The following is a 21,305-nucleotide window of genomic DNA, read 5'->3' as shown; positions in this document are numbered from 1 at the left end:
ACATGAATAATAGGATGTTACCAATAATTGTTGCCAATAAAAAAATCTTTCTTTTCATTCTTCTTTTTTAAGTTTTAAAGGAGAAAGCTAGGCTTCTTATTTTTACTAATGTTATAATAAGAAAAAAGCACGAAAAGAGGTCATCTCATGCTAGAGGTTATTGCAACATGTTTAGAAGATGTAAAACGAATTGAAAGCGCTGGCGGGAAGCGGATTGAATTAATTTCATCTTATACAGAAGGTGGTTTAACACCGAGTTATGCTTTTATAAAAAAAGCGGTAGAAGCGGTAAGTATACCAATTCATGTTATGATTCGTCCGCATGCGAAGTCTTTTACATATACGGAAGAAGAAATTGAAATGATGAAAGAAGATATTATAGTTGCACAGAAGTTAGGAGCAGCTGGTGTAGTATTAGGCGTATTAAGCGAACGAAATGAAGTGGATGAAGAGAAATTAGCGGATTTACTATCTGTTGTAGATGGAATAAATGTAACGTACCACCGTGCGATAGATGATATAGAAAATCCAGTAGAAGCGATGAACACTTTAAAGAAGTTTCATAAAGTGACTCACGTTTTAACTTCAGGTGGACAAGGAAATATAGTAGAGAATATTCCGGTGCTTACAGAAATGCAAAAGGTAAGTGATGGTCAAATTCAGCTTGTAGCTGGAGCTGGCGTGACGAAAGAAAATATAAAGCGATTGCTAGATGAAACTGGAATTTCGCAAGCTCATGTCGGTACAGCGGTAAGAGAAGGAAAATCATGTTTTTCTGAAATAGACCCTAATTTAGTACAAGAATTAGTTAAAATCATAAAATAAGTGCTTAAGAAAGAGGAGAAACGATGAAGGAAAATACGAAGAAAGAATTATTCTCTTGGGCTAAAACGATAGGTTTTACCCTTGTATTAATTGCTATTATTCGCGGTGTTTTATTTACACCTTCTTTAGTGCAAGGTGAATCAATGATGCCCACTTTAAAAAATAACGAACGAGTGCTCGTGAATAAGATTGGTTATAGTATAAGTGGATTAGATCGCTTTGATATTATCGTCTTCCACGGAAAAGAAGGATACGATTTAGTAAAACGAGTAATTGGTTTGCCAGGCGATACAGTTGAGTATAAAAATGATGTTTTATATGTAAACGGCAAAGCGATGGAAGAACCATATTTAAAACAGTTTAAAGAAAAAGCAGTAGGCCGTGTATTAACTCCAGACTTTACGTTAGAACAAATCACAGGAAAAACGAAAGTGCCAGAAGGCCAAGTATTTGTTTTAGGGGATAATCGTGAAGTTTCTAAGGATGGTCGCATGTTTGGCTTTATTTCAGAAGATGAAATTGTCGGAAAAGGACAAGCTGTTTTCTGGCCGTTGAAACAAGTAAGAGCGTTATAAAGTGTAGTGAAGTATGGGAGAGATATTCTTCCATACTTTTTTATTTGCTTAAAATCTATTGATTGAATTGAAAGAATATTTTATAATTTTAAATTATATGTTTGTTTCGAAAAACGGAATTTAAGTTCCGTAATTCGGAACGAAAGGGAGATAGAATGAGTATAAATAAAACGGCAGTTAAGACAATGGATATTTTAGAGTTGTTTTATGAGCATGAAGAGCTAAGTTTAACTGAGATGGTTCAGCTTACCAATATGCCGAAAACATCTGTTTATCGTTTAATTGGCTCGTTAGAAGAGATGGCGTTTTTACAAAAAAACGAAAAGGGGAAATATCGTTTAGGGGTCGTATTTTTACGGTTCGGTCAACTTGTTTCACAACGATTATCAGTAAGAAATATAGCAATTCCTTATATGAAAGAACTTAGAGATAGTTTAGGACAGGCAGTTAATTTAATAATTCAAGATGGTAATGACGCAATTTACGTTGAAAAGATGGAAGGTGTTCAGCCGGTACGCGTGTATACGGCGGTTGGAAGAAGAGCACCGCTTTATACTGGTGCATGTCCAAGAATTTTACTATCGTATTTCTCTGAGGAAGAGAAACGGAGATACATAGAGGAAGTGGATTTAAAACAGTTTGCAGATGGAACAATCGTGGATAAGAAACAATTGTTAGAAGTGTTGCAAATGGCAAAAAAGGAAGGCTATACAATTAGTTATTCTGAGTTAGAAAATCATACAGCCGCAATAGCAGCGCCCATTTTCGCAAGTGATGGAACGGTTGTAGCAGGCATTAGTATTTCAGGATTAGCAATTGAGTACAGCGAAAGTAACATTTCATATTTTATCGCTAAGGTGAAAGAAACAGCACATCGCATTTCGAAAGAACTCGGCTTTTTGGCATAGAAAGAGGGAGTAGGATGAAATTTTCTGCGTTAGGGGATCAAGCAATTATTGTTACATTTGGTGAAGAAATTAAGATGGATATATATGAGAAAGTACAGCGGTTATTTCAAGCACTGCAGCAACATCCGTTTGCAGGAATGATTGAGTGCGTTCCATCGTTTACTTCATTAGCTGTTTACTACAATGTATATAAAGTATGGAAGAGAAGTGAAAGAAGTGAAAGACCATATGATTATGTTCGCCAGTATATAAAGGAGCTTTATGATTCTAATAAAGAAGAAGTAAAACAGGATGTGCAACATATTTCTATACCAGTTTGTTACGGGGGAGAATATGGACCTGATTTAGAAGATGTCGCACATTATAAAGGTTTACAAGTAGAAGATGTGATTCGAATACATAGTGAAACTACATATTTTGTATATATGCTAGGTTTTACACCAGGGTTCCCGTATCTAGGAGGACTATCAAAAGAATTAGAAACACCTAGAAAAGAAACACCACGGTTACAAATTTCTCCTGGTTCAGTGGGTATTGGCGGGAATCAAACAGGTATATATCCACTTGAAACACCAGGAGGATGGAATATTATCGGCAGAACTCCTATTTCATTATTTAATCCAGAAGAAGAAATACCAACATATATTCAAAGTGGTATGTATTTACGATTTATCCCAATAACGAAGGAAGAGTACGTATCACTTGAGGGGGCTAAAGAATGGATGTAGAAGTTTTGCATGCGGGAATGTTTACAACAGTCCAAGATTTAGGGCGATCACATTATCAACAATACGGTGTACCCGTTGGCGGGGCAATGGATCAAAGTGCGCTTCGGATGATCAATATGTTAGTGGGTAATGAAGAGAATGAAGCCGGACTCGAAATTACGATTATGGGACCTAAATTGTTAATAAAGAAACCGACTTTACTTGCGATTGGCGGAGCAGACATGGAACCGTTATTGAATGGAGAACGTATCCCGTTATGGCGTCCCATTTTAGCGGAAGAAGGTAGTATGCTTTGTTTTGGAAAGGTGAAAAGTGGTTGCAGAGCGTATGTGACTTTTGCGGGTGGCATCCATATTGATCGCACTATGGGAAGTAAAAGTACGTACATACGTGCTACGATTGGCGGTATAGAAGGAAGAATGTTGAAAAAGGGTGACTACTTCCAAATTGGTGCACAACCAGAAATGGCGAATTGTTTCATTCAAGACTTACAAAAAGATGAGCGAATAAAAACGAAATGGGCAATTAGCAACAGCGTACTACCAAAGTATAAGAAACATCCTAAGCTTCGTGTCATAGCTGACTTTGAATATAATCAATTTACAGAAGAAAGTAGAAAGGCATTTTTTACGAAAGAGTATAAGGTATCTAATCATGCTGACCGTATGGGCTATAGAGTTGAGGGAGAAGTATTAAATAGGATTGAAGAAAAAGAGATTTTATCGAGTCCTGTTACATTTGGAACCATTCAAGTTCCAAATGGTGGACAGCCGATTATATTAATGGCAGATAGACAAACGACAGGTGGCTATACGAGAATTGGAAATATCATTTCAGTAGATTTACCTCTTCTTGCCCAGCTAAAGCCGGGGGACTATGTTTCTTTTGAGAAAATTACGCTTGAAGAAGCGGAACAATTGTACATAGAACAAGAAGTAAATATGAATCTATTAAAGAAATTCATCGCTTTACGAAGCTGAGAGCAGGAGGGAAATATCATGACTACAATTGATTTGAATTGTGATTTAGGAGAAAGTTTTGGCGCTTATAAAATGGGGAATGATGATAAAATTCTTCCGTTCGTTTCCTCTATAAACGTTGCTTGCGGTTTTCATGCGGGTGATCCGTCTGTTATGCGTCAAACTGTTGAAAAAGCTTTGGAGCATAACGTAGCAATAGGGGCGCATCCTGGATTTCCTGATTTAATTGGATTTGGTAGAAGAAACATGAATGTTTCAGCAAGTGAAGTATACGACTATGTATTGTATCAAATCGGTGCATTAGACGCTTTTTTGAAAGCAGCTGGCGGGAAGATGCATCATGTAAAACCGCACGGTGCTCTATATAATATGGCGGCGACTAATCCGGAAATTGCAGATGCAATTGCGAAGGTAATTTATCATAGTAATCCAAATCTATTACTTTACGGATTAGCAAATAGTGAGGCATTTATACAGGCTGCAAAAAAATACAAAGTAACTCTCGTACAAGAGGCTTTTGCGGATCGTACATATAAGCAAGATGGTACATTAACGAGCCGTACAGAAGAAAATGCGCTTATAAAAGATGAAGACGAAGCGATAAAGCAAGTACTTCAAATGGTGAAAGAAGGCCATGTAAATTCGGTCAATGGAAAGAAAGTAGTAGTTCAGGCGCAAACGATTTGTTTACATGGTGATGGGGAAAAAGCAGTGCAATTTGCAGAAAGAATATACAGAACATTCAAACTTAACGGCATTTCTATTTGTGCACCGAAGTAAAAAATGAGGGGAAGTGTTGGAATTGGTGAAATTAATCGGGATATTACTTGTTGCAGTGGGCTTTTTATTTAGATTAAATACACTTTTAGTAGTTATGGTTGCAGGTATTGTTACTGGTATGGTTTCAGGATTAAGTTTTTATGATGTGATCAGTATGTTCGGTAAATTTTTCATAGAAAATAGATATATGTCTATGCCAATTATATTAACATTACCGGTAATCGGAATTTTAGAGCGTTACGGTTTAAAAGAAAGAGCAGAAGCACTTATAACGAAATCAAAAGGAGCAACAACTGGAAGAGTATTAATGTCATATTTTACGATAAGAGAATCCTCAGCAGCACTTGGACTGAATATTGGTGGTCATGCACAAACAGTAAGACCGCTCGTTGCACCGATGGCAGAAGGAGCCGCACAAGGTAAATACGGTAAACTCCCTGAAAAATTAAGAGAAAAGATTAAAGCAAACGCAGCTGCTGCGGAAAATACAGCTTGGTTTTTCGGAGAAGATATTTTCATCGCAACTGGTGCTATTTTATTAATGAAAGGATTCTTCGATTCAGTAGGTATGCATGTCGGTGTATGGGATATGGCACTTTGGGGCATTCCGACAGCAATATCTGCACTTATTGTAAGCTGGATTAGATTTAGAAGGTTTGATAAATATATAGAGAAAACAATGAAGGCAGAAGGAAAAGAAGAGAAGGAGGTAATCTAATATGAACATCATCACAATGGATACAATCTATTATGTATTAGGGATAATCGTTGCCTTTATCGCTGTTCGTATCGCATTCGATCGTGAACATCCAAACAGATTCGGTTCTAGTTTATTTTGGGCATTGTTTGCAGTTACATTTTTATTCGGAAATATAATTCCTTCGTTTTACGTTGGTTGTATAGTGCTTACTATGGTCGTTTTAGCTTCACTAAATAAAGTAACAAAGTCTCAGGAAAAAGAAGTACCAGTACAAGAACGTGTGAAACATTCTGAGAAATTAAAAAATAAAATTTTTATGCCTGCACTTTTAATTCCTATTTTTACAATTATCGGTACGTTAACGTTAGGGAAAATTAAATGGGGAAATGTCTCTCTTGTTGATCCAGATAAAGTAACATTAGTTACATTAGCGCTTGGTGCATTACTCGCATTCGTCGCGGCAATGCGTATTACAAAATCAAAAATAACAACGCCTGTACAAGAAGGAAGCAGACTATTACAAGCTGTCGGCTGGGCTGTCATTTTACCACAAATGTTAGCAGCACTTGGTGGTATATTCGCGAAGTCTGGCGTTGGACAAGTTGTTTCAGACTTAGTCGGACAAGTGTTACCGACAGAGTATCCGTTCGTTGCTGTTATGGCGTACTGTTTAGGCATGATGTTATTTACAGTCGTAATGGGAAATGCATTCGCAGCGTTTGCCGTTATTACCGGCGGAATTGGCTTACCTTTAATTGTTCAAATGCACGGCGGAAACCCAGCGATTATGGCAGCGCTTGGTATGTTTGCTGGATATTGCGGAACACTGCTTACTCCAATGGCAGCAAACTTTAATATCGTTCCGGCGATGCTATTAGAACTAAAAGACAAAAATGCAGTTATTAAAGCACAAGTACCAATTGCTCTTTCAATCTTTATTATCAATATGTTTATTATGTATGGCCTAGTATATCGTTTCTAATTAGGAGGAGAAAACTATGAAAACAGTATTATTAACAGGGTTTGATCCATTTGGCGGAGAAAATATCAATCCAGCTTGGGAAGTAGCAAAAGGTTTGCATGAAAAAACAATTGGAGAATACAAGGTAATAAGCAAACAAGTACCAACTGTATTTCATAAATCAATAAGCGTATTAAAAGAGTATATAGAAGAACTAGCGCCGGAAATTATTATATGCATTGGACAAGCTGGGGGCAGACCAGATATTACGATAGAACGTGTTGCAATTAATATTGATGATGCAAGAATTGCTGACAATGAAGGAAATCAGCCGGTAGATGTACCGGTTGTAGAAGAAGGACCAGCTGCCTATTGGTCTGCACTTCCGATGAAAGCAATTGTAAAAAAACTTTGCGAAGAGGGCATACCGTCATCTGTTTCACAGACGGCAGGCACATTCGTTTGTAATCACTTATTCTATGGACTTATGCATGAACTAGAGAAACATGATAAGAAAATAAAAGGCGGATTCATTCATATTCCGTTTTTACCAGAACAATCGAGTAATTATCCAGGGCAACCGAGTATGTCACTTTCTACTATTAGTAAGGGAATAGAATTGGCAATTGAAGTAACGATGACAGTTGAAGTAGATATTGTAGAGATTGGGGGCGCAACGCATTAAGTAAAATGAATTGTACAACACCTCCTGTAAACAACTGGTATAATAAGAATAGGAAAATACATAGAGGTGATTTTTGTGCAACAATTTGAAGAAGTACGTTCAATTTTAGAAAAAGCGAAGAAAATTACAGTATTAACAGGCGCTGGTGCAAGTACGGAAAGTGGTATCCCAGATTTCCGTTCAGCAAATGGATTGTATGCTGATGCGAATGTGGAGATGTATTTATCAAGAGGGTACTATAACCAAAGTCCGAAAGAATTTTGGAAGCATTATAAAGAAATCTTTCAAATTAATACGTTCCATCAATATAAACCAAATCGTGGACATCGTTTTTTAGCTGAGCTAGAAGAACAAGGGAAAGATATTACGATTTTAACGCAAAATATTGACGGTTTACATCAATTAGGTGGCAGTAAGCATGTTATTGATTTACATGGAACACTTCAAACAGCACATTGTCCAAAATGTAAATCAGGCTATGATTTACAGTATATGATTGATCATGAAGTACCGCGTTGTGAGAAGTGTAATTTCATTTTAAATCCAGACGTAGTTTTATACGGAGATACATTACCGCAATATCAAAATGCGATAACACGTTTATATGAAACAGATATATTTATCGTTATGGGAACGTCATTAAAAGTACAACCCGTCGCTTCATTCCCGCAAATCGCAAAGAGGGAAATAGGGGCAACAACAATTTTAGTAAATGAAGAGTTAACAGGGCAAGAATATAACTTTGATTTTGTTTTTCAAAATAAGATTGGTGAGTTTGTTAAAGGGGTATCTTCAGTGAAATAAGTTATCTAAAAAAGTGAGGTATCTACCTCACTTTTTTATTTGAGTAATCGCTGTTTAAAGCGATATGAAAACATTTTGATAACGTAGTAACAACATCTTTATAATTTATAAAAAAGAGTTTGGTAGGTAAAATGGCAGAGTAAGAAGTAATATTTTCTTTAGCGAATACACAATCGTCATAAAGTAAGCTAATGTGTACCTGTTGTAAAGGTTTTATTTGGTTTTGTTTTAAGTATAAAACTAAATCATTATAAAGTTGCGTACTATACTCACTTACAGACCATTCTAATGAATGCTGACCTACTATGCTAGTCCACCATACTTTAAAACTACACAGTAATTCTTTAAAAGATTCCTCATTACATAATTGAGTGTCAAAAAGCTTCTCGTAAAATATATGATTCTCCTCGTGAAAAATTTGTAAATCATATCTGTCGTTAGCAGTTTGCTTACGAAGAGTCAGCCATAATTCTTTGAAGTTTGTTTTAAAGTCAGTGGAGAAATGTAATGTTTTTGTTATGTAAGGAAAACGAAAATTTTCTTTTTTTCCTTTTTGATTGAGATAAATATTTTGAATGTAAATCATAAAGTTTAAACAATGTGGCGTATTAGTATGTATGATAAACGAATCTGTCATTTTCGTTCTCTCCTTAAGTAATGTCTTTTATGAATCTATTTCTTTAGTATACAAAGAAATGTGAATTAATGGTATAAAAATCAATTTGTCCCATTTTTCTTTTAGAATAATATTCATGTTATTGTGCATTAAGGGAATGGTAATAAATAGGATAGCGAAATAAAAAACTGAAAATTAAATCTTTTATTTCTTTTGTAATTAATATAAAATTCTATATATATCATATAAATAAATTTGATACATAATGATTTTGCGTAGAAATGTTAATAGAATGAAGCGAGGGAGCGAAATGAGACAGAAAAAGGAGCAGAAAAAACAATCGAAAAAGAAAAAGACTCATATTCCATTTCGGTTAAATGTACTATTTTTTATTGTCTTTCTTTTATTTTCAGCTATTATAATTCAATTAGGTAAAGTACAAATCATTGATGGAGAAACGTATAGAAATGAAGTAAACAAAAAGGAAGATGTAACGGTAAGCACTCCCGTTCCTAGAGGGAAAATGTTTGATCGGCAAGGTCACGTTATTGTAAATAATAAACCATTGCGAACCGTTACATATACGAAAATGAGAGGAGTAGACTCGAAAGAAGTTTTACAGGTAGCAAAAGATTTAGCTAAGCTAATTGAAATGTCGCAAGAGGACATGGATAAGTTAACAGAGACAGATAAGAAAGATTTTTGGATGCAGTTAAATGAAAAGCGGGCAGCAGCGAAAGTAACGAAAGAAGATGAGAGTAAATTTAGAAAGCAAGAAATAGAAGGAAAAGAGTTAGATAAAAAAGTAGAAGAACTGCGCCGGGAAAGAATTACACAAGAAGAATTAAATGAGCTTTCAAAGGAAGATATAGAAGTATTAGTAATTAAAAGCAAAATGAATGCGGGATATAAAATGACGCCGCAAATCGTTAAAAAAGATGTAAGTCAAAATGAATATGCTGTCGTTAGTGAAAGGTTGGCAAGTTTACCGGGGGTAGATACAACAGTAGATTGGGAACGTGAATACCCAAATGATAAAATACTGCGCTCTATACTCGGTAGCGTTTCTAATGAAAATGAAGGGTTGCCAAGAGAACAATTAGATTATTATTTAGTTCGTGATTATAATCGAAACGACCGTATTGGTAAAAGTTACATCGAAAAACAATACGAAGATGCACTACATGGAACGAAAGAACAGTCTAAAAATATTATGGATAAAGCAGGGAAGATTGTTCGAACTGAAAAAGTGACTGAAGGAAAAAGTGGAAATAACTTGATGTTAACAGTCGATATGGATTTACAGAAAAGAGTAGAGGGAAGCCTTGAAAAGAATTTACGAGCTTTTCATGCTGCAGAGCCGATGATGGATCGTGCGTTCGTAGTAATGATGAATCCGAAAAACGGTCAAATTTTATCAATGGCAGGAAAGAAAATTGTAAATAAAGATGGCGGTATGCAAATAGAAGATTATGCACTAGGAACGATGACAAGTTCTTATGAGTTAGGGTCAACTGTAAAAGGTGCTACTTTATTAACTGGATATCAAACAGAAGCGATTAAGCCGTATACACATTTCTTTGATGCACCAATGTATTTTAAAGGAAGTTCTAAGCCGAAGAAATCGTGGAAAGAATTTGGGGATATTGATGATTTAAGAGCTTTGCAAGTGTCATCGAACGTTTATATGTTTAATACGGCTTTAAAAATGGCAGGCATTAATTATGTCCCAAACAATCCATTAGACATTAAACAAGAAACATTTAATAAAATGCGCTACTATTTTAGACAATTTGGCCTAGGTGTGTCGACTGGTATTGACCTGCCAAATGAATCAATTGGTCAAGTAGGTAGAACTGATAACATACCCGGATTTTTACTTGATTACGCGATTGGACAGTATGATACATATACGCCGCTTCAGCTTGCGCAATATATTTCAACCATTGCAAATGGCGGTTACCGAATGAAACCACAAATTGTACAAGAAGTTAGAGAACAACCGAATAGACCAGAGGATGTAGGAAAAGTCGTTCGGTCGATTGAACCAGTTGTATTAAATCGAGTGGATATGGACACTTCGTACATTAATCATGTAAAAGAAGGATTTAGAAGGGTTTTTCAAGAAGCTGACGGAACAGGTACTGGAACGTTTAAAGGTTTACCATATAAACCAGCGGGAAAAACAGGAACAGCTGAGACAGTATATGGTGGAGAAAGTGATATTGGAAGAGATGAGAACAACAACAGAAAAAAATGTTATAATTTAACTCTTGCCGGTTATGCGCCATATGATGCTGATCCGGAAATAGCCTTTTCAGTTGTTGTGCCATGGGTGAATGATGATAAATCAGGAATTAATTCTGCCATTGGTAAAGAGATTTTGGATGCGTATTTTGAATTAAAAACAAATAGATCAAATGCAAATTCAATTCCAGTAGAACAACCGAACAAGGCACAGTAAAAATAGTATCACTGCATGGAAACTTATTGTGCAGTGATATATTTTTTGAGTTAAAAAGCGCTTTATAAGGTGGGAATGGATATGAAAAAGGAGATTAAGAGAGGCTGGGGAAAGTACATACTATTTATATTGGTGATAGTCATAGGCTACCATTCTTTTACTTTATGTAAGGTGGAAGGGGAATCGATGCAGCCGACTTTATATGAAGCAGACTACGTATTTGTAAATAAAGCAGCAGTACGTCTTTCTAATTTACAACACGGAGAAATTGTCATTATAAAAGAAGAGGATGAATCGAAATATTATGTGAAACGTGTAATAGGGCTTCCGGGTGATGTAATTAACATAACGAATGGAAAGGTATATGTGAACGATAAAAAGCAAGAAGAACCATATACGAACAAAGATTTATTTAACAACACACAAGTGTTTTATAACTTTCAAAAGACAAAAATTCCACCAAATAAGTTATTTGTAATGGGAGATAACCGCGAAGTAAGTAGAGATAGTCGCAATGGCTTAGGATATATTGAAGAAGATAACATAATTGGCAAGGTGGAATTCGTATATTATCCTTTTTCAAAAATGAAAATGATAGAATAAGTGGGGGAGGAGCAAAACCCCACTTATTAAAGTTTCACTTTACCCCGCATTAATGGGCAGTAAGACCTCCACCTCAAAGTTCAGGGAAAGCAAAGAAGTTAGGTGGGGGATCAACTGTCCGTAAAAGCCCGATTGGTGAGGGCTGATTAAAGTTTCACTTTATTTTCTTTAAAAACCCTTTTGGATTAAATGATATGAAAAATTTATGTTTAGAGTCGTCGATTATGAAGTGATTATTTTTTGTTAAAAACTCATCCACAGCTTCCATCGGGCCAGGACCCCAATCAGGAAGAAGTGGATTTCCATTAATGGAGGTATCTTCTACAATTATATAACTGCCAGTAGTGACGATAGATTTATATAGTAAGAGTTCTTTGGATACATGTTCTTTACTATGATCAGAATCTAAAATAACTAAAATCACATCATCAGGTTTGCGCATACTTACTATTGTTTGAACGGCCTGCACAGAAACAGAAGAGGCTGTTAAATACGTAATCCGATTATGTGATGGCCGATTTGGCTGCGGAGTTATATCGATAGTAAGTACGTGACCTTTTCCAATTAAATCTAACATAGAAGCTAAATACAGTGCACTACCACCATGAAAAGTCCCGCATTCAATAATTAAATCGGGCTTTAATTCATAAATGATTTCTTGATACAAAAAGAGATCAGAGGGAAGTTTACAGATTGGAACCCCGAGCCAGTGTGTATCGTTTAACCACACAAGGCTGTTGTAATATTGGTTTAAAAATTCATTGCTTATAGTATCGATTTTAAATTCTCCTTTCTAAAAAGGATTCTCTCGTTTGACGTAAAGTGTTTACGCATGAAAGTTGTACTATATATTATGTAGTAAGGAATTGTAAGGCGAGTGTTTTTACTTGAAAATAAGCCAAATAACTCATGTGGAAAATGAAAGGAAATGATTGTATGTACAAGTACACAATTTGCTTTATTAGAAAAAGCGATAAAATACTGCTATTAAATAGAAATAAAAAGCCGAATATGGGGATGTGGAATGGTGTCGGAGGAAAAATAGAAGATAATGAAACGCCATACGAAGGAATAATTAGAGAAACATTTGAGGAAACGGGCATAGAACTTTCAAGTGTAACGTATAAAGGGACTGTTGTTTTTAAAGGTAAAGATGAGCCCCAGGCTAATGAAGGAATGTATGTGTTCGTTGCTGATTTGCCAGATGAAATGCAGATGAATACACCATTTCGTACGGCTGAAGGATTATTAGAATGGAAAGAAATTGATTGGATATTAGATGGTGATAATAGAGGTGTAGTTAGCAACTTACCAAAATACTTACCGACAGTATTAACAGAAGAAAATAAGTTAAAACATATATTCACGTACGATAACCGGAATATTATTAATTACACAACTGCATATTTGACAGAAGATGATACGAACAAGCGATATGAAAAACAACTTGTTTCTCAATAGAAGAGGAAAGTGAAAAATCACGTTTTTGCTCTCATTATATATGCGAGGTGATTATATGTTTCAGAAATACAACTCATTGGTCATAATTGTAATATGTATGATATAACTTTTCTTATGATGAAAGAGTAGAGAACATACGTAAACGGAGCAAAAAGGAGGTGGCTATGCCACCTCCTTTTTGCTAGCTGCGAATCGCCTTAATCATAAATCGATGTTGCTTCACATCAAAATATCCTTTTTGCAAGATGCTCTCATGTATGCGATATAAATCCTCATAATATCTTTCGACAGTAAAATCAGGAATTTGCCACGGAATCGCTTTTAAATAATAGACGATAGCGCCAATATCATAAAAGCGTTGGAAAGGGAATTCTTCCCTTGCTTCTAAAATAGTAAATCCATTTTGCTTTAACTCACTGCATGCTGTTTCGAGAGACCAACTTGCAAAGTCGCTATTTAGTGTTGAGCCAAACTGCTCATTAAGTTCCGCGCAATCAAGACCGCCAACTTGTTGTGTAAGAAAAACGCCACTTGGAGAAAGGATTCTGTTTACCTCAGAAGCAGCATACGATTCATGTTGATTTATAATTAAATCAAACTGCCCATCTTGAAATGGTAATGCAGTATCATCAGTTACTTCTAAAACAGTAACTCCTAAAGGCTCTAATTTGTTTTGAGCAATTGACACGTTTGGAGTGTAGCCCTCAGTAGCGAATATAGTTGACGGGAACGGTTGTAACATAGATAAAAACTCTCCGCCGCCAGTACCCATATCGAGCATTGATTCTGCACATTGCATAAGCTGAAAAGCAGTGCTGCCGTACGACCACGATAAAGGCTCGCTCTTCATTCGACCCGTTTCTGAAATGAAAGAAAAATCCCAGCCGCTAAAGTTTGTATTTGCACTTTTTAATAAAGTTAAAAATAATGGATTACGTTTCATAATTATTTCCTCCTATTTCGTAAATGAATGATATGATGAGAAAAGAAAAAGGGAGGACCTCTTATGAAAGAGAGGCAGTTTTACGTTTCGTGTTCGAATAGATTCATATAGATTCGCTCCTTGTGAGAATGGTAATTTATATATTCGGGATAACCGAGTGGAAATCCTTTGAAATTATGGGAGAAGGTAGTTGTTTAATGAAAGATTGGATGGAGTGTACAGAAAAAGGGTGCACTCAAACTTTAGAAAAGGTATTTAGTAAACTTAAATTTCCGCCCAGCCCTTTTATGAGATATGTGATATTTCTCACTACTATTAAGTAACAATAAAGTCGTACTGTTTATAAAAGAAGTGACGTTTTTGTATCCCTTTGGATTTACTTAACTATGGGATAAGAAAAGAAGTAGACATATAAACTGAATATAAAAACGCTTTAATTCTTTGAAAACATTCCATAACTTAGTATTTTTATATATGGATAATTTGTTTGTGCGAAAAGAGGAATAAGATGTTTATACAAAAGTATAAGGGTTTGATGCTAGGGATAGTTGGTGCTGTATTAGGAGTAATATCCTTTGTTTATTTTAAAGATTTAGATTATATATAAGACGGGCCTTAAGTTATTATCTGTAACATTAATCATTATAGGTCGGGTTATTGCCTGTGATTCGACCCGTTCCAATAAAAAAGAGAATAATAATGTATAAGATTATTATTATATAAATTTAGCTTGTTGAGCATGGGGAATACTAATCTTACAAAATTGTAAGATTAGAAGTCACATAGTTAGATAGAAGTCATTAACTTATGAAAAAAACTCATCTATAATCCAGATATAAATCATTTACTAAAGGAGTATTCTAATGAAAAAAATTATCAGTTATACGGTTGTTATTGCTATTTTTATAGGAATAGGATTAGGAGTAAAACGTTATGTGCAAGGTCCAGGACAACCAGTCGATGGGATTCTAGTTAGTGGTACTGCAACTGACGTAGAAAAAGTTAAACAAGAGTTTAAAGATGACACTAAACAATCAATAGACTATAAGATAAAGTACGTCACAACAACAAAAAGGATTCCATTATCAGAAGAAGATAAGAAACAAAATGATACAAATGAAGAATTTGAAATCAACACTACAGAATATGCAGTTATTAATAGTTCTACCGCGGTAAAATTATTTAATAAGGGACTTCTAAGAGCTAGAAAAGATCCAAATTCAGCATCTATTATTTCAGAGAGGGTGAAAGATAAAAATAAAGTATCTAGTGATCAGAATCTATTATTTTCTTATGCGGGTGATAATTCTACGGTTGATAATTTTGAAAATAACCAGTTGAATTTGAACGATAAGATAGTACCTGCTCAGTATGTTAAACAGCAAATTTGGATTGGGTATGTTCCAATGAACCTTGTTATTCTAAACGACCAAGAATATAATACACTTTCTGAATCAGAGTCAATAATGAAATTGATTCAATTTCAAAAACGTAATTTTGATTATAAAAACAAACAAGAAGTAGACAAAGTTTTACAACAGATTGATAAGCTCTCTTCGAATAATCAGAATAAAATAAACTTTGTAGAGGTACAAGACTAAATTAAAATGAAAATAAGGTGATATGAGTGGAAATCGTAAGAATAGAGGATGTCGTCAAAAGTTATGGTGAAGGCAATAGTAGGGTAGATGCTTTGAAGGGAATAAACCTTACAATACATCAGGGGGAATTTGTTTCAATCGTAGGAGCTTCTGGCTCAGGTAAAAGTACATTGTTGCATATTTTGGGAGGGTTGGACCGTCCGAGTTCAGGACAAGTATTTATTGGAGAGAACAATATTTATAATTATTCAGATAATGAACTTTCGATATTTAGAAGAAGAAAAGTTGGTTTTATATTTCAGTTCTTTAATTTAATTCCTGTATTGAATGTGCAAGAGAATATAGCTTTGCCCACTTTACTAGATAATGAACCTGTAGATAATCCTTATATGGACGAAATTATTGAAATTCTGGGACTTCATGAAAGACGAAATCATTTACCATCTGAATTATCAGGAGGTCAGCAACAACGGGTTTCGATTGGGAGGGCACTTATAAATCGCCCACATTTAATCTTAGCTGATGAACCTACAGGAAATCTTGATACTCAAAATACAAAAGAAGTCATGGATTTATTAAGATTGACAGCAAAAAAATATAATCAAACTATTGTATTGATTACTCACGATTTAAAAATTGCATCAACTTCTGATCGTATTATTACAATTGAAGATGGCCAAATCATTTCTGATCAGTGGCTAGCTACGAATAAGCCTTAAGACGGGAGGAAACTAATCTTGATTGGTAATTATAAACAATTAAGCAGGAGATACTTAAAGGGAAATAAGAAACGAACAATTTTAACTTTGATTGGAATCGTACTCTCTGTATCGTTAATTTCTACAATCGGCCTATTTATGAACGGTACTCAGATTTCTCAAATCGAGAATACGAAAAAGAGGCAAGGGTATTCTTTTCATGCCGTTGTATTAAATTACGATGAATCGATATTGAAAAAAATTAAATATAACTCGCAAATTGAATCATTTGGTTTAATGTCACAGGGAGAAACAGTCCAAGTTGGAGAGGCTGCTGTACAAATGAATTTTGCTGATGATAACGCCTTGGAATTTTTAAAATACAGTATTATTAAGGGCAGATTGCCATCTAATGATCAAGAAGTTGCTGTTGATCCCTGGGTATTACCTTATATAAAAGAAAATATTCAAATAGGTGATTCATTCGAATTAAATGAAAAAAAATACAAATTGGTTGGTTTTCTAAGTGATAGTACATATACACAGGAGAATAAGGTGGGACGGTTACTAACCTATAAGAGTAAGTTTAGCGCTCGTGAAGGGAAAATATTAGTTGGAATTAGCTCAAAAGCAAACTTTAATGAGGTTTTAGAGGGACTCAAGACCATTTCCGGAGAGAATAATATTAATATAAGTAATGAATTAATTCAATTAGAGAAACCAGGTTACAATAATTCGATTATGGCTACGCTAATTATTACAATCAGCATTGTTGTGATAGCGACAATTGTTGTGATTTACAACGCTTTTCAAATCAGTGTCGTAGAACGAACGAGGCAGTTTGGCTTGTTGAGAAGCATTGGTGCAACACGAAAGCAAATTAGACAAATCGTTCTGAGAGAAGCTACTTTTCTGGCTGTCATCGCTATACCAATTGGAATTATATGTAGCCTAATAGCACTTGCCTCTCTGCAGTTCACTTTTTCACTTTTAATGGAAAATAGTAAAGCGGTCTCGATATTCCATGTCGATTGGAATATTTTACTAATCAGTTCGATTATTACCTTGCTTTCTGTAATAGCGTCAAGTTTGTACCCAGCTTATTTTGCAGGGAAAATCTCCCCTTTGTTGGCAATTAGTAGCAGGTTGTCAATTAAAAAGGAACAAATCAAAAAACAAAAGAATTCCATGGTGAAAAAACCTTTATCTATTCCTTTGAGCATGGCTATGAAAAATGTTAAGCGAAATAAAAATCGCTATACCATTACAATCTTATCAATTATTATAAGTAGTGTGTTATTTATTACTTTCTCGTATTTAATGAGTGTTGCATTTGCATCTAAATCTTTTGATAAGTTATCTGTTAAATCGGATATTACAATTAAGATAGAGGATAATAATCCAGATCATTTAGCTGAGAGTGAACAAGTTTTGCATCAATTGAAATCACTTGAAAATATATCTAAAGTATACGAAAAAAAGGAGAATAGCTTTGAAACTAAATTAAAGGATGTAACTCAATCTTCCGCGACAGTAAAGGAAATAGAAAACACGATTGGAAAAAGATATTCCATTACAATCGTAAATAATTATCAAGAAAATAAAACAAAAAAAGAAGAAAAACTTACTTTACAAGTGCTTGCATATGGTTTCATCACAGTCATTTCTTTAATTAGTAGCGTTAATATCCTCAATACTATAACTATAAGTATCATGACTAGACGAAAAGAATTGGCCGCGTTGAAATCCATTGGTATGTCACAAAAGGATTTGAAAAAAATGATTACCTATGAAGCTTTGATTTACGGTTTTTCTGGAAGTTTACAAGGAATCTTTTTTAGCTGTATATTGTCTTATATTATATATTTAGCTATATCTAATATGTTGAAAATGACATGGACAATTCCCTATGAGGCTTGTATCATTACGTTTGTTTCAGCTTTAATAATTAGTTATTTATCAGTCTTAAATCCATTGAAAAAAATTCAACAAGATAATATTATTGATAATATCAGAGAACAATAATATTATAAGCCTGGCTAGATTATAGCCAGGCTATTGTAATTGGAATATAAGCTAGGGGAAAAAAGGAGAGGGCATACTTGAATAAAAAAATATTACTAGTTGAAGATGATGAAGCTCTTGGCATAGCCATCGAATTTTCATTGAGAAATGAAGGTTATGAGGTGATTAGAGCGTCCAGTGTAAAAGAAGCTAAACACCAGTTTGTTCACAATACATTTGATTTGTCCATCCTTGATATCGGCCTACCAGATGGTAATGGTTATGACTTATGTTTGTATTTTAAAAAGAAAAACGAGAATTCGATTATTATTTTCTTAACTGCACTAGATGAAGAAGCAAATGTGGTAATGGGGCTGGATATAGGCGGTGATGATTATATAACCAAACCTTTTCGGGTTAGGGAACTCATGGCCAGAGTGAAAGTACAATTGCGTAAACAAGCGTCGCTAGAAACTCCATCTCAAATTTTAAGATCTGAGAATATAAGAATCGATACGAACCTAGTCAAGGTTTATAAAAATTGTGAAAGTATTACATTGACGAATTTAGAATACAAGCTGCTATTGAATTTCATGAAGAATTCTCACAAAGCATTAAAAAGAGATGAACTCCTACAACAAATAACAGAAGGAGAAAATGTTTTTTTTGATGAAAACACGTTATCTGTATACATAAAGCGTTTAAGAGCTAAAGTTGAAGACAATCCTCAAAAACCACAGTTTATCGTTACCGAAAGAGGATATGGTTATCGTTGGAGCAAGGACGTGATTGGGTGAGCAAGATAATGAAAAATACCGAGTTAAAAAGCTATATGACGATACTAGCCGTCCTTTTATCTATATTTGTGATTTACCAATTTATTATTCAACAATTATTTTATGATCATTTGAAAAGAGACTCTATTGCAACATGGGGGGAAATTACAGCTAGGTTGGTAGAGCAGAATCCAGAAAATGAAGCGGAAATTATGAAAGTCTTATCAAGTCATTCGTCTCACTCAAGTAAATATCAGGAAAAAGGGACAGAGATCCTAAAGCAATATGGATTATATGAAGACTTGGATTCAAAATTTTTTCCTCACTTAAATAATCTAATTATTAATCACAATCAATTTATGATGTGGGGATTGATTGCTTTTGGATTTTTACTTTTTGTTGCAAACTACATGCAACAAAAAATTATTTTCAATAAGATTAGCCAGCTTACTAGAGCTGCAAAAAAGATAATCGAGGGAGATTACTCGGTTGTCATCAATGAAAATAAAGAGGGGGATTTCGCGAAACTGGCGATTTCATTTCGTTCAATGAGGGATATCATTAGAAAAAATATGCATGATTTGCTTGAAGAGAAACGGTTTTTAGGAGAAATGTTGCAGGATATATCTCATCAGTTAAAAACGCCGCTTTCAACTATTTCTATCTATAATGAAATGTTGTTAAATGAGAAACTATCCCGAGAGCAACAAGCTCAATTACTACAAAATAATGATATTCAGATTTCTAGAATGAATGTCTTAATTCAGAATTTGTTAAAAGTAGCAAAAATTGATGCAAAAGCGATTTCGTTTGATAAAGAGCCAGGGAATTTAGTAGATACGACTGAGGAAGTACTAAATCGCTTGCAAAGCATGATAAGTGATAAAAATATTTTGATTGATTGGAATGCACCAAGAGAAATAGTCGTTATTCACGACAAATTATGGATGCAGGAAGCTTTGTTAAACCTGTTGAAGAATGCAATCGAACATTCTAAACCCGGTGGTAAAATAATGATTCAGGCCAAAAATTCTCCAATCTATACAGAACTAGTAATCCAAGACTTTGGAGAGGGAATTTCAGCTGAAGAATTACCTCATATTTTTGAACGATTCTATAAATCAAGTAGTTCTAAAAAGCACGGATCGACCGGAATTGGATTGGCACTTGTCAAAGCTATTATAGAGGCACATCACGCCTTAATTACAGTTGAAAGTGAAAAAAATGCTTATACAAAATTTACAATTATTTTTATGAAATTTTAATAACAGTTTGGTATATATTTTAATCTTTTTAATATAAAGGGGTTTTTTTATGTTTAATAGATTGAAGTGTTTTCTTTTATCTGAGAAAGAAATAGTTGATACTGTGAAAAAATACAAGGAGGAAAAAATACACGTTTCCATAATAAAAGATTTTTTAGGGGATTTAATCTTAATAAGAACTTTTACATTTTTAATGTTTGTTCCAATATCAACTTTTATTTTTTCAGTTATAATTTATGGAGCTGTTTTCTTTTTATCAGGCATTAAGATTACTGTTTGGGGCATCACTATAATGTTATTAGTTCCAATAACATTACTTTTCTATATGAATATAACTAATACATCAATTATTATTACTGATTTAGTGAGAAAATTTTTATTAACCATAAAATATCTAAATCCATTTTACTCAATCATAAATAAACCTTGGCTCTTTATTTTTGAATTATTAATTGGTTTTTTATATGTATTTCTGCTATCTTTATTTTCTATTTGGATAGTATTACATTCATTAGAAATAGATTTTTCTGAATTTAGTTCGGAGGATAATCGAAGTTTTCAATTTTCAATTATTATTTTACATACAGCAATTTATTTGTTTATAAGAGTTCATGGTCAGTATTGTAAGACAACTAAGCAAAAAATTAAAAAGTTGAAAATGAAGTTTTATTTATGGTTTTGTTCTATGATTGCAAGTATTGTATATATATTTGAATCACTCTTTAATTATATGAATGGAATCCAAGCAATTTATTTTATTTTTGTTTTAATGATTGCTTTAGAAAGAACAGTGACACATTATAAGAAATTTATAGATTTTTTAGAATGTGAAAATTTGTATGAAAAATATTTTTAGAGAGAAAAGTCTTTTGAAATATAAAAAGTTATACCTACTAAATACTGGACGAGTAAAAAAACGCTATTCTTT

General features: G+C 34.1%; 22 protein-coding genes. 19 read left to right on the top strand and 3 right to left on the bottom strand.

The annotated features are described in order from the left end of the window. The first annotated feature begins 147 nt into the window (after positions 1-147). The 10 genes from MR143_RS09300 (at position 148) to MR143_RS09255 (ending at position 7,946) form a co-directional block, all read left to right on the top strand. Complete coding sequence (locus MR143_RS09300; protein ID WP_000895114.1) at positions 148-825, top strand: copper homeostasis protein CutC; 678 nt, start codon at positions 148-150, stop codon at positions 823-825. Positions 826-848: 23 nt separating this feature from the next. After that, on the top strand, positions 849-1,400 hold the full coding sequence (gene lepB / locus MR143_RS09295) for a signal peptidase I (RefSeq protein WP_000662502.1): 552 nt from the start codon (positions 849-851) through the stop codon (positions 1,398-1,400). 155 nt (positions 1,401-1,555) lie between these two features. After that, positions 1,556-2,308: an IclR family transcriptional regulator gene (locus tag MR143_RS09290; RefSeq protein ID WP_000026351.1), complete on the top strand. Its 753-nt coding sequence runs from the start codon at positions 1,556-1,558 to the stop codon at positions 2,306-2,308. 14 nt (positions 2,309-2,322) lie between these two features. After that, positions 2,323-3,036 (top strand): 5-oxoprolinase subunit PxpB, encoded by a 714-nt coding sequence (gene pxpB, locus MR143_RS09285; protein ID WP_000672270.1) that lies wholly within the window; start codon positions 2,323-2,325, stop codon positions 3,034-3,036. After that, positions 3,027-4,016 (top strand): 5-oxoprolinase subunit C family protein, encoded by a 990-nt coding sequence (locus MR143_RS09280; protein WP_000382225.1) that lies wholly within the window; start codon positions 3,027-3,029, stop codon positions 4,014-4,016. The genes pxpB and MR143_RS09280 overlap by 10 nt, the downstream gene beginning before the upstream one ends. Positions 4,017-4,034: 18 nt before the next feature. Next, positions 4,035-4,796, top strand: a complete 762-nt coding sequence (gene pxpA, locus MR143_RS09275; RefSeq protein ID WP_000207349.1) for a 5-oxoprolinase subunit PxpA — start codon at positions 4,035-4,037, stop codon at positions 4,794-4,796. Positions 4,797-4,818: 22 nt separating this feature from the next. Then, positions 4,819-5,514 carry a DUF969 domain-containing protein gene (locus MR143_RS09270; protein ID WP_000239810.1) on the top strand — a complete coding sequence of 232 codons (696 nt, stop codon included), beginning with the start codon at positions 4,819-4,821 and terminating at the stop codon, positions 5,512-5,514. Between the two features lies 1 nt (position 5,515). Further along, on the top strand, positions 5,516-6,478 hold the full coding sequence (locus MR143_RS09265; RefSeq protein ID WP_242280713.1) for a DUF979 domain-containing protein: 963 nt from the start codon (positions 5,516-5,518) through the stop codon (positions 6,476-6,478). A 16-nt stretch (positions 6,479-6,494) separates the two neighbouring features. Then, the gene (gene pcp / locus MR143_RS09260) at positions 6,495-7,142 is read left to right on the top strand and encodes a pyroglutamyl-peptidase I (RefSeq protein ID WP_000859714.1); all 648 of its coding nucleotides are present in this window, start codon (positions 6,495-6,497) and stop codon (positions 7,140-7,142) included. 66 nt (positions 7,143-7,208) lie between these two features. Next, on the top strand, positions 7,209-7,946 hold the full coding sequence (locus MR143_RS09255; protein ID WP_080029608.1) for an NAD-dependent protein deacylase: 738 nt from the start codon (positions 7,209-7,211) through the stop codon (positions 7,944-7,946). A gap of 22 nt (positions 7,947-7,968) precedes the next feature. Here MR143_RS09255 and MR143_RS09250 read toward each other — a convergent pair whose 3' ends face one another. After that, a complete protein-coding gene (locus MR143_RS09250) occupies positions 7,969-8,583 on the bottom strand; it encodes a hypothetical protein (RefSeq protein ID WP_000132268.1) in 615 nt (204 codons plus the stop codon). Positions 8,584-8,872: 289 nt separating this feature from the next. Between MR143_RS09250 and MR143_RS09245 the strand changes: the two genes are divergently transcribed. Continuing rightward, positions 8,873-11,026: a peptidoglycan D,D-transpeptidase FtsI family protein gene (locus tag MR143_RS09245; protein WP_001249187.1), complete on the top strand. Its 2,154-nt coding sequence runs from the start codon at positions 8,873-8,875 to the stop codon at positions 11,024-11,026. Positions 11,027-11,107: 81 nt separating this feature from the next. After that, the gene (gene lepB / locus MR143_RS09240; protein ID WP_002164083.1) at positions 11,108-11,629 is read left to right on the top strand and encodes a signal peptidase I; all 522 of its coding nucleotides are present in this window, start codon (positions 11,108-11,110) and stop codon (positions 11,627-11,629) included. Positions 11,630-11,783: 154 nt separating this feature from the next. Here the strand turns inward: lepB (MR143_RS09240) and MR143_RS09235 are convergent, their stop codons facing one another. Then, positions 11,784-12,407 (bottom strand): cephalosporin hydroxylase family protein, encoded by a 624-nt coding sequence (locus MR143_RS09235; protein WP_265411132.1) that lies wholly within the window; start codon positions 12,405-12,407, stop codon positions 11,784-11,786. A gap of 158 nt (positions 12,408-12,565) precedes the next feature. Here MR143_RS09235 and MR143_RS09230 point away from each other — a divergent pair, with 158 nt between their 5' ends. Beyond that, on the top strand, positions 12,566-13,090 hold the full coding sequence (locus MR143_RS09230; protein WP_000280185.1) for an NUDIX hydrolase: 525 nt from the start codon (positions 12,566-12,568) through the stop codon (positions 13,088-13,090). Between the two features lie 181 nt (positions 13,091-13,271). On the opposite strand, the gene MR143_RS09225 is transcribed toward MR143_RS09230, so the two are convergent. After that, the gene (locus MR143_RS09225) at positions 13,272-14,033 is read right to left on the bottom strand and encodes a class I SAM-dependent methyltransferase (RefSeq protein ID WP_000828139.1); all 762 of its coding nucleotides are present in this window, start codon (positions 14,031-14,033) and stop codon (positions 13,272-13,274) included. Positions 14,034-14,896: 863 nt separating this feature from the next. Here MR143_RS09225 and MR143_RS09220 point away from each other — a divergent pair. The 6 genes from MR143_RS09220 (at position 14,897) to MR143_RS09195 (ending at position 21,233) form a co-directional block, all read left to right on the top strand. Next, positions 14,897-15,634 (top strand): lipoprotein BA_5634 family protein, encoded by a 738-nt coding sequence (locus tag MR143_RS09220; RefSeq protein ID WP_000720909.1) that lies wholly within the window; start codon positions 14,897-14,899, stop codon positions 15,632-15,634. A 26-nt stretch (positions 15,635-15,660) separates the two neighbouring features. Beyond that, positions 15,661-16,353, top strand: a complete 693-nt coding sequence (locus tag MR143_RS09215; RefSeq protein WP_000407084.1) for an ABC transporter ATP-binding protein — start codon at positions 15,661-15,663, stop codon at positions 16,351-16,353. An 18-nt stretch (positions 16,354-16,371) separates the two neighbouring features. After that, positions 16,372-18,357 carry an ABC transporter permease gene (locus MR143_RS09210; RefSeq protein WP_000580037.1) on the top strand — a complete coding sequence of 662 codons (1,986 nt, stop codon included), beginning with the start codon at positions 16,372-16,374 and terminating at the stop codon, positions 18,355-18,357. A 77-nt stretch (positions 18,358-18,434) separates the two neighbouring features. Continuing rightward, a complete protein-coding gene (locus tag MR143_RS09205) occupies positions 18,435-19,133 on the top strand; it encodes a response regulator transcription factor (protein ID WP_001035094.1) in 699 nt (232 codons plus the stop codon). Positions 19,134-19,141: 8 nt separating this feature from the next. Beyond that, entirely contained in the window at positions 19,142-20,377 is a 1,236-nt protein-coding gene (locus tag MR143_RS09200; protein ID WP_000798888.1) for a HAMP domain-containing sensor histidine kinase, read from the top strand. A gap of 49 nt (positions 20,378-20,426) precedes the next feature. Beyond that, the gene (locus tag MR143_RS09195) at positions 20,427-21,233 is read left to right on the top strand and encodes a hypothetical protein (RefSeq protein WP_000483292.1); all 807 of its coding nucleotides are present in this window, start codon (positions 20,427-20,429) and stop codon (positions 21,231-21,233) included. The last annotated feature ends 72 nt before the right edge of the window (positions 21,234-21,305 follow it).

Source organism: Bacillus cereus group sp. BfR-BA-01347 (genome assembly GCF_022663835.1).
Taxonomy (GTDB): domain Bacteria; phylum Bacillota; class Bacilli; order Bacillales; family Bacillaceae_G; genus Bacillus_A; species Bacillus_A thuringiensis_K.
This window is presented reverse-complemented; position numbering and strand designations above follow the sequence as displayed.

Excerpts from the sequence above, each read along its gene's own strand:
- MR143_RS09300 (WP_000895114.1), top strand. The coding sequence starts at position 148 with ATGCTAGAGGTTATTGCAACATGTTTAGAAGATGTAAAACGAATTGAA.
- lepB (WP_000662502.1), top strand. The coding sequence starts at position 849 with ATGAAGGAAAATACGAAGAAAGAATTATTCTCTTGGGCTAAAACGATA.
- MR143_RS09290 (WP_000026351.1), top strand. The coding sequence starts at position 1,556 with ATGAGTATAAATAAAACGGCAGTTAAGACAATGGATATTTTAGAGTTG.
- pxpB (WP_000672270.1), top strand. The coding sequence starts at position 2,323 with ATGAAATTTTCTGCGTTAGGGGATCAAGCAATTATTGTTACATTTGGT.
- MR143_RS09280 (WP_000382225.1), top strand. The coding sequence starts at position 3,027 with ATGGATGTAGAAGTTTTGCATGCGGGAATGTTTACAACAGTCCAAGAT.
- pxpA (WP_000207349.1), top strand. The coding sequence starts at position 4,035 with ATGACTACAATTGATTTGAATTGTGATTTAGGAGAAAGTTTTGGCGCT.
- MR143_RS09265 (WP_242280713.1), top strand. The coding sequence starts at position 5,516 with ATGAACATCATCACAATGGATACAATCTATTATGTATTAGGGATAATC.
- pcp (WP_000859714.1), top strand. The coding sequence starts at position 6,495 with ATGAAAACAGTATTATTAACAGGGTTTGATCCATTTGGCGGAGAAAAT.
- MR143_RS09250 (WP_000132268.1), bottom strand. The coding sequence starts at position 8,583 with ATGACAGATTCGTTTATCATACATACTAATACGCCACATTGTTTAAAC.
- MR143_RS09245 (WP_001249187.1), top strand. The coding sequence starts at position 8,873 with ATGAGACAGAAAAAGGAGCAGAAAAAACAATCGAAAAAGAAAAAGACT.
- lepB (WP_002164083.1), top strand. The coding sequence starts at position 11,108 with ATGAAAAAGGAGATTAAGAGAGGCTGGGGAAAGTACATACTATTTATA.
- MR143_RS09230 (WP_000280185.1), top strand. The coding sequence starts at position 12,566 with ATGTACAAGTACACAATTTGCTTTATTAGAAAAAGCGATAAAATACTG.
- MR143_RS09225 (WP_000828139.1), bottom strand. The coding sequence starts at position 14,033 with ATGAAACGTAATCCATTATTTTTAACTTTATTAAAAAGTGCAAATACA.
- MR143_RS09220 (WP_000720909.1), top strand. The coding sequence starts at position 14,897 with ATGAAAAAAATTATCAGTTATACGGTTGTTATTGCTATTTTTATAGGA.
- MR143_RS09200 (WP_000798888.1), top strand. The coding sequence starts at position 19,142 with ATGAAAAATACCGAGTTAAAAAGCTATATGACGATACTAGCCGTCCTT.
- MR143_RS09195 (WP_000483292.1), top strand. The coding sequence starts at position 20,427 with ATGTTTAATAGATTGAAGTGTTTTCTTTTATCTGAGAAAGAAATAGTT.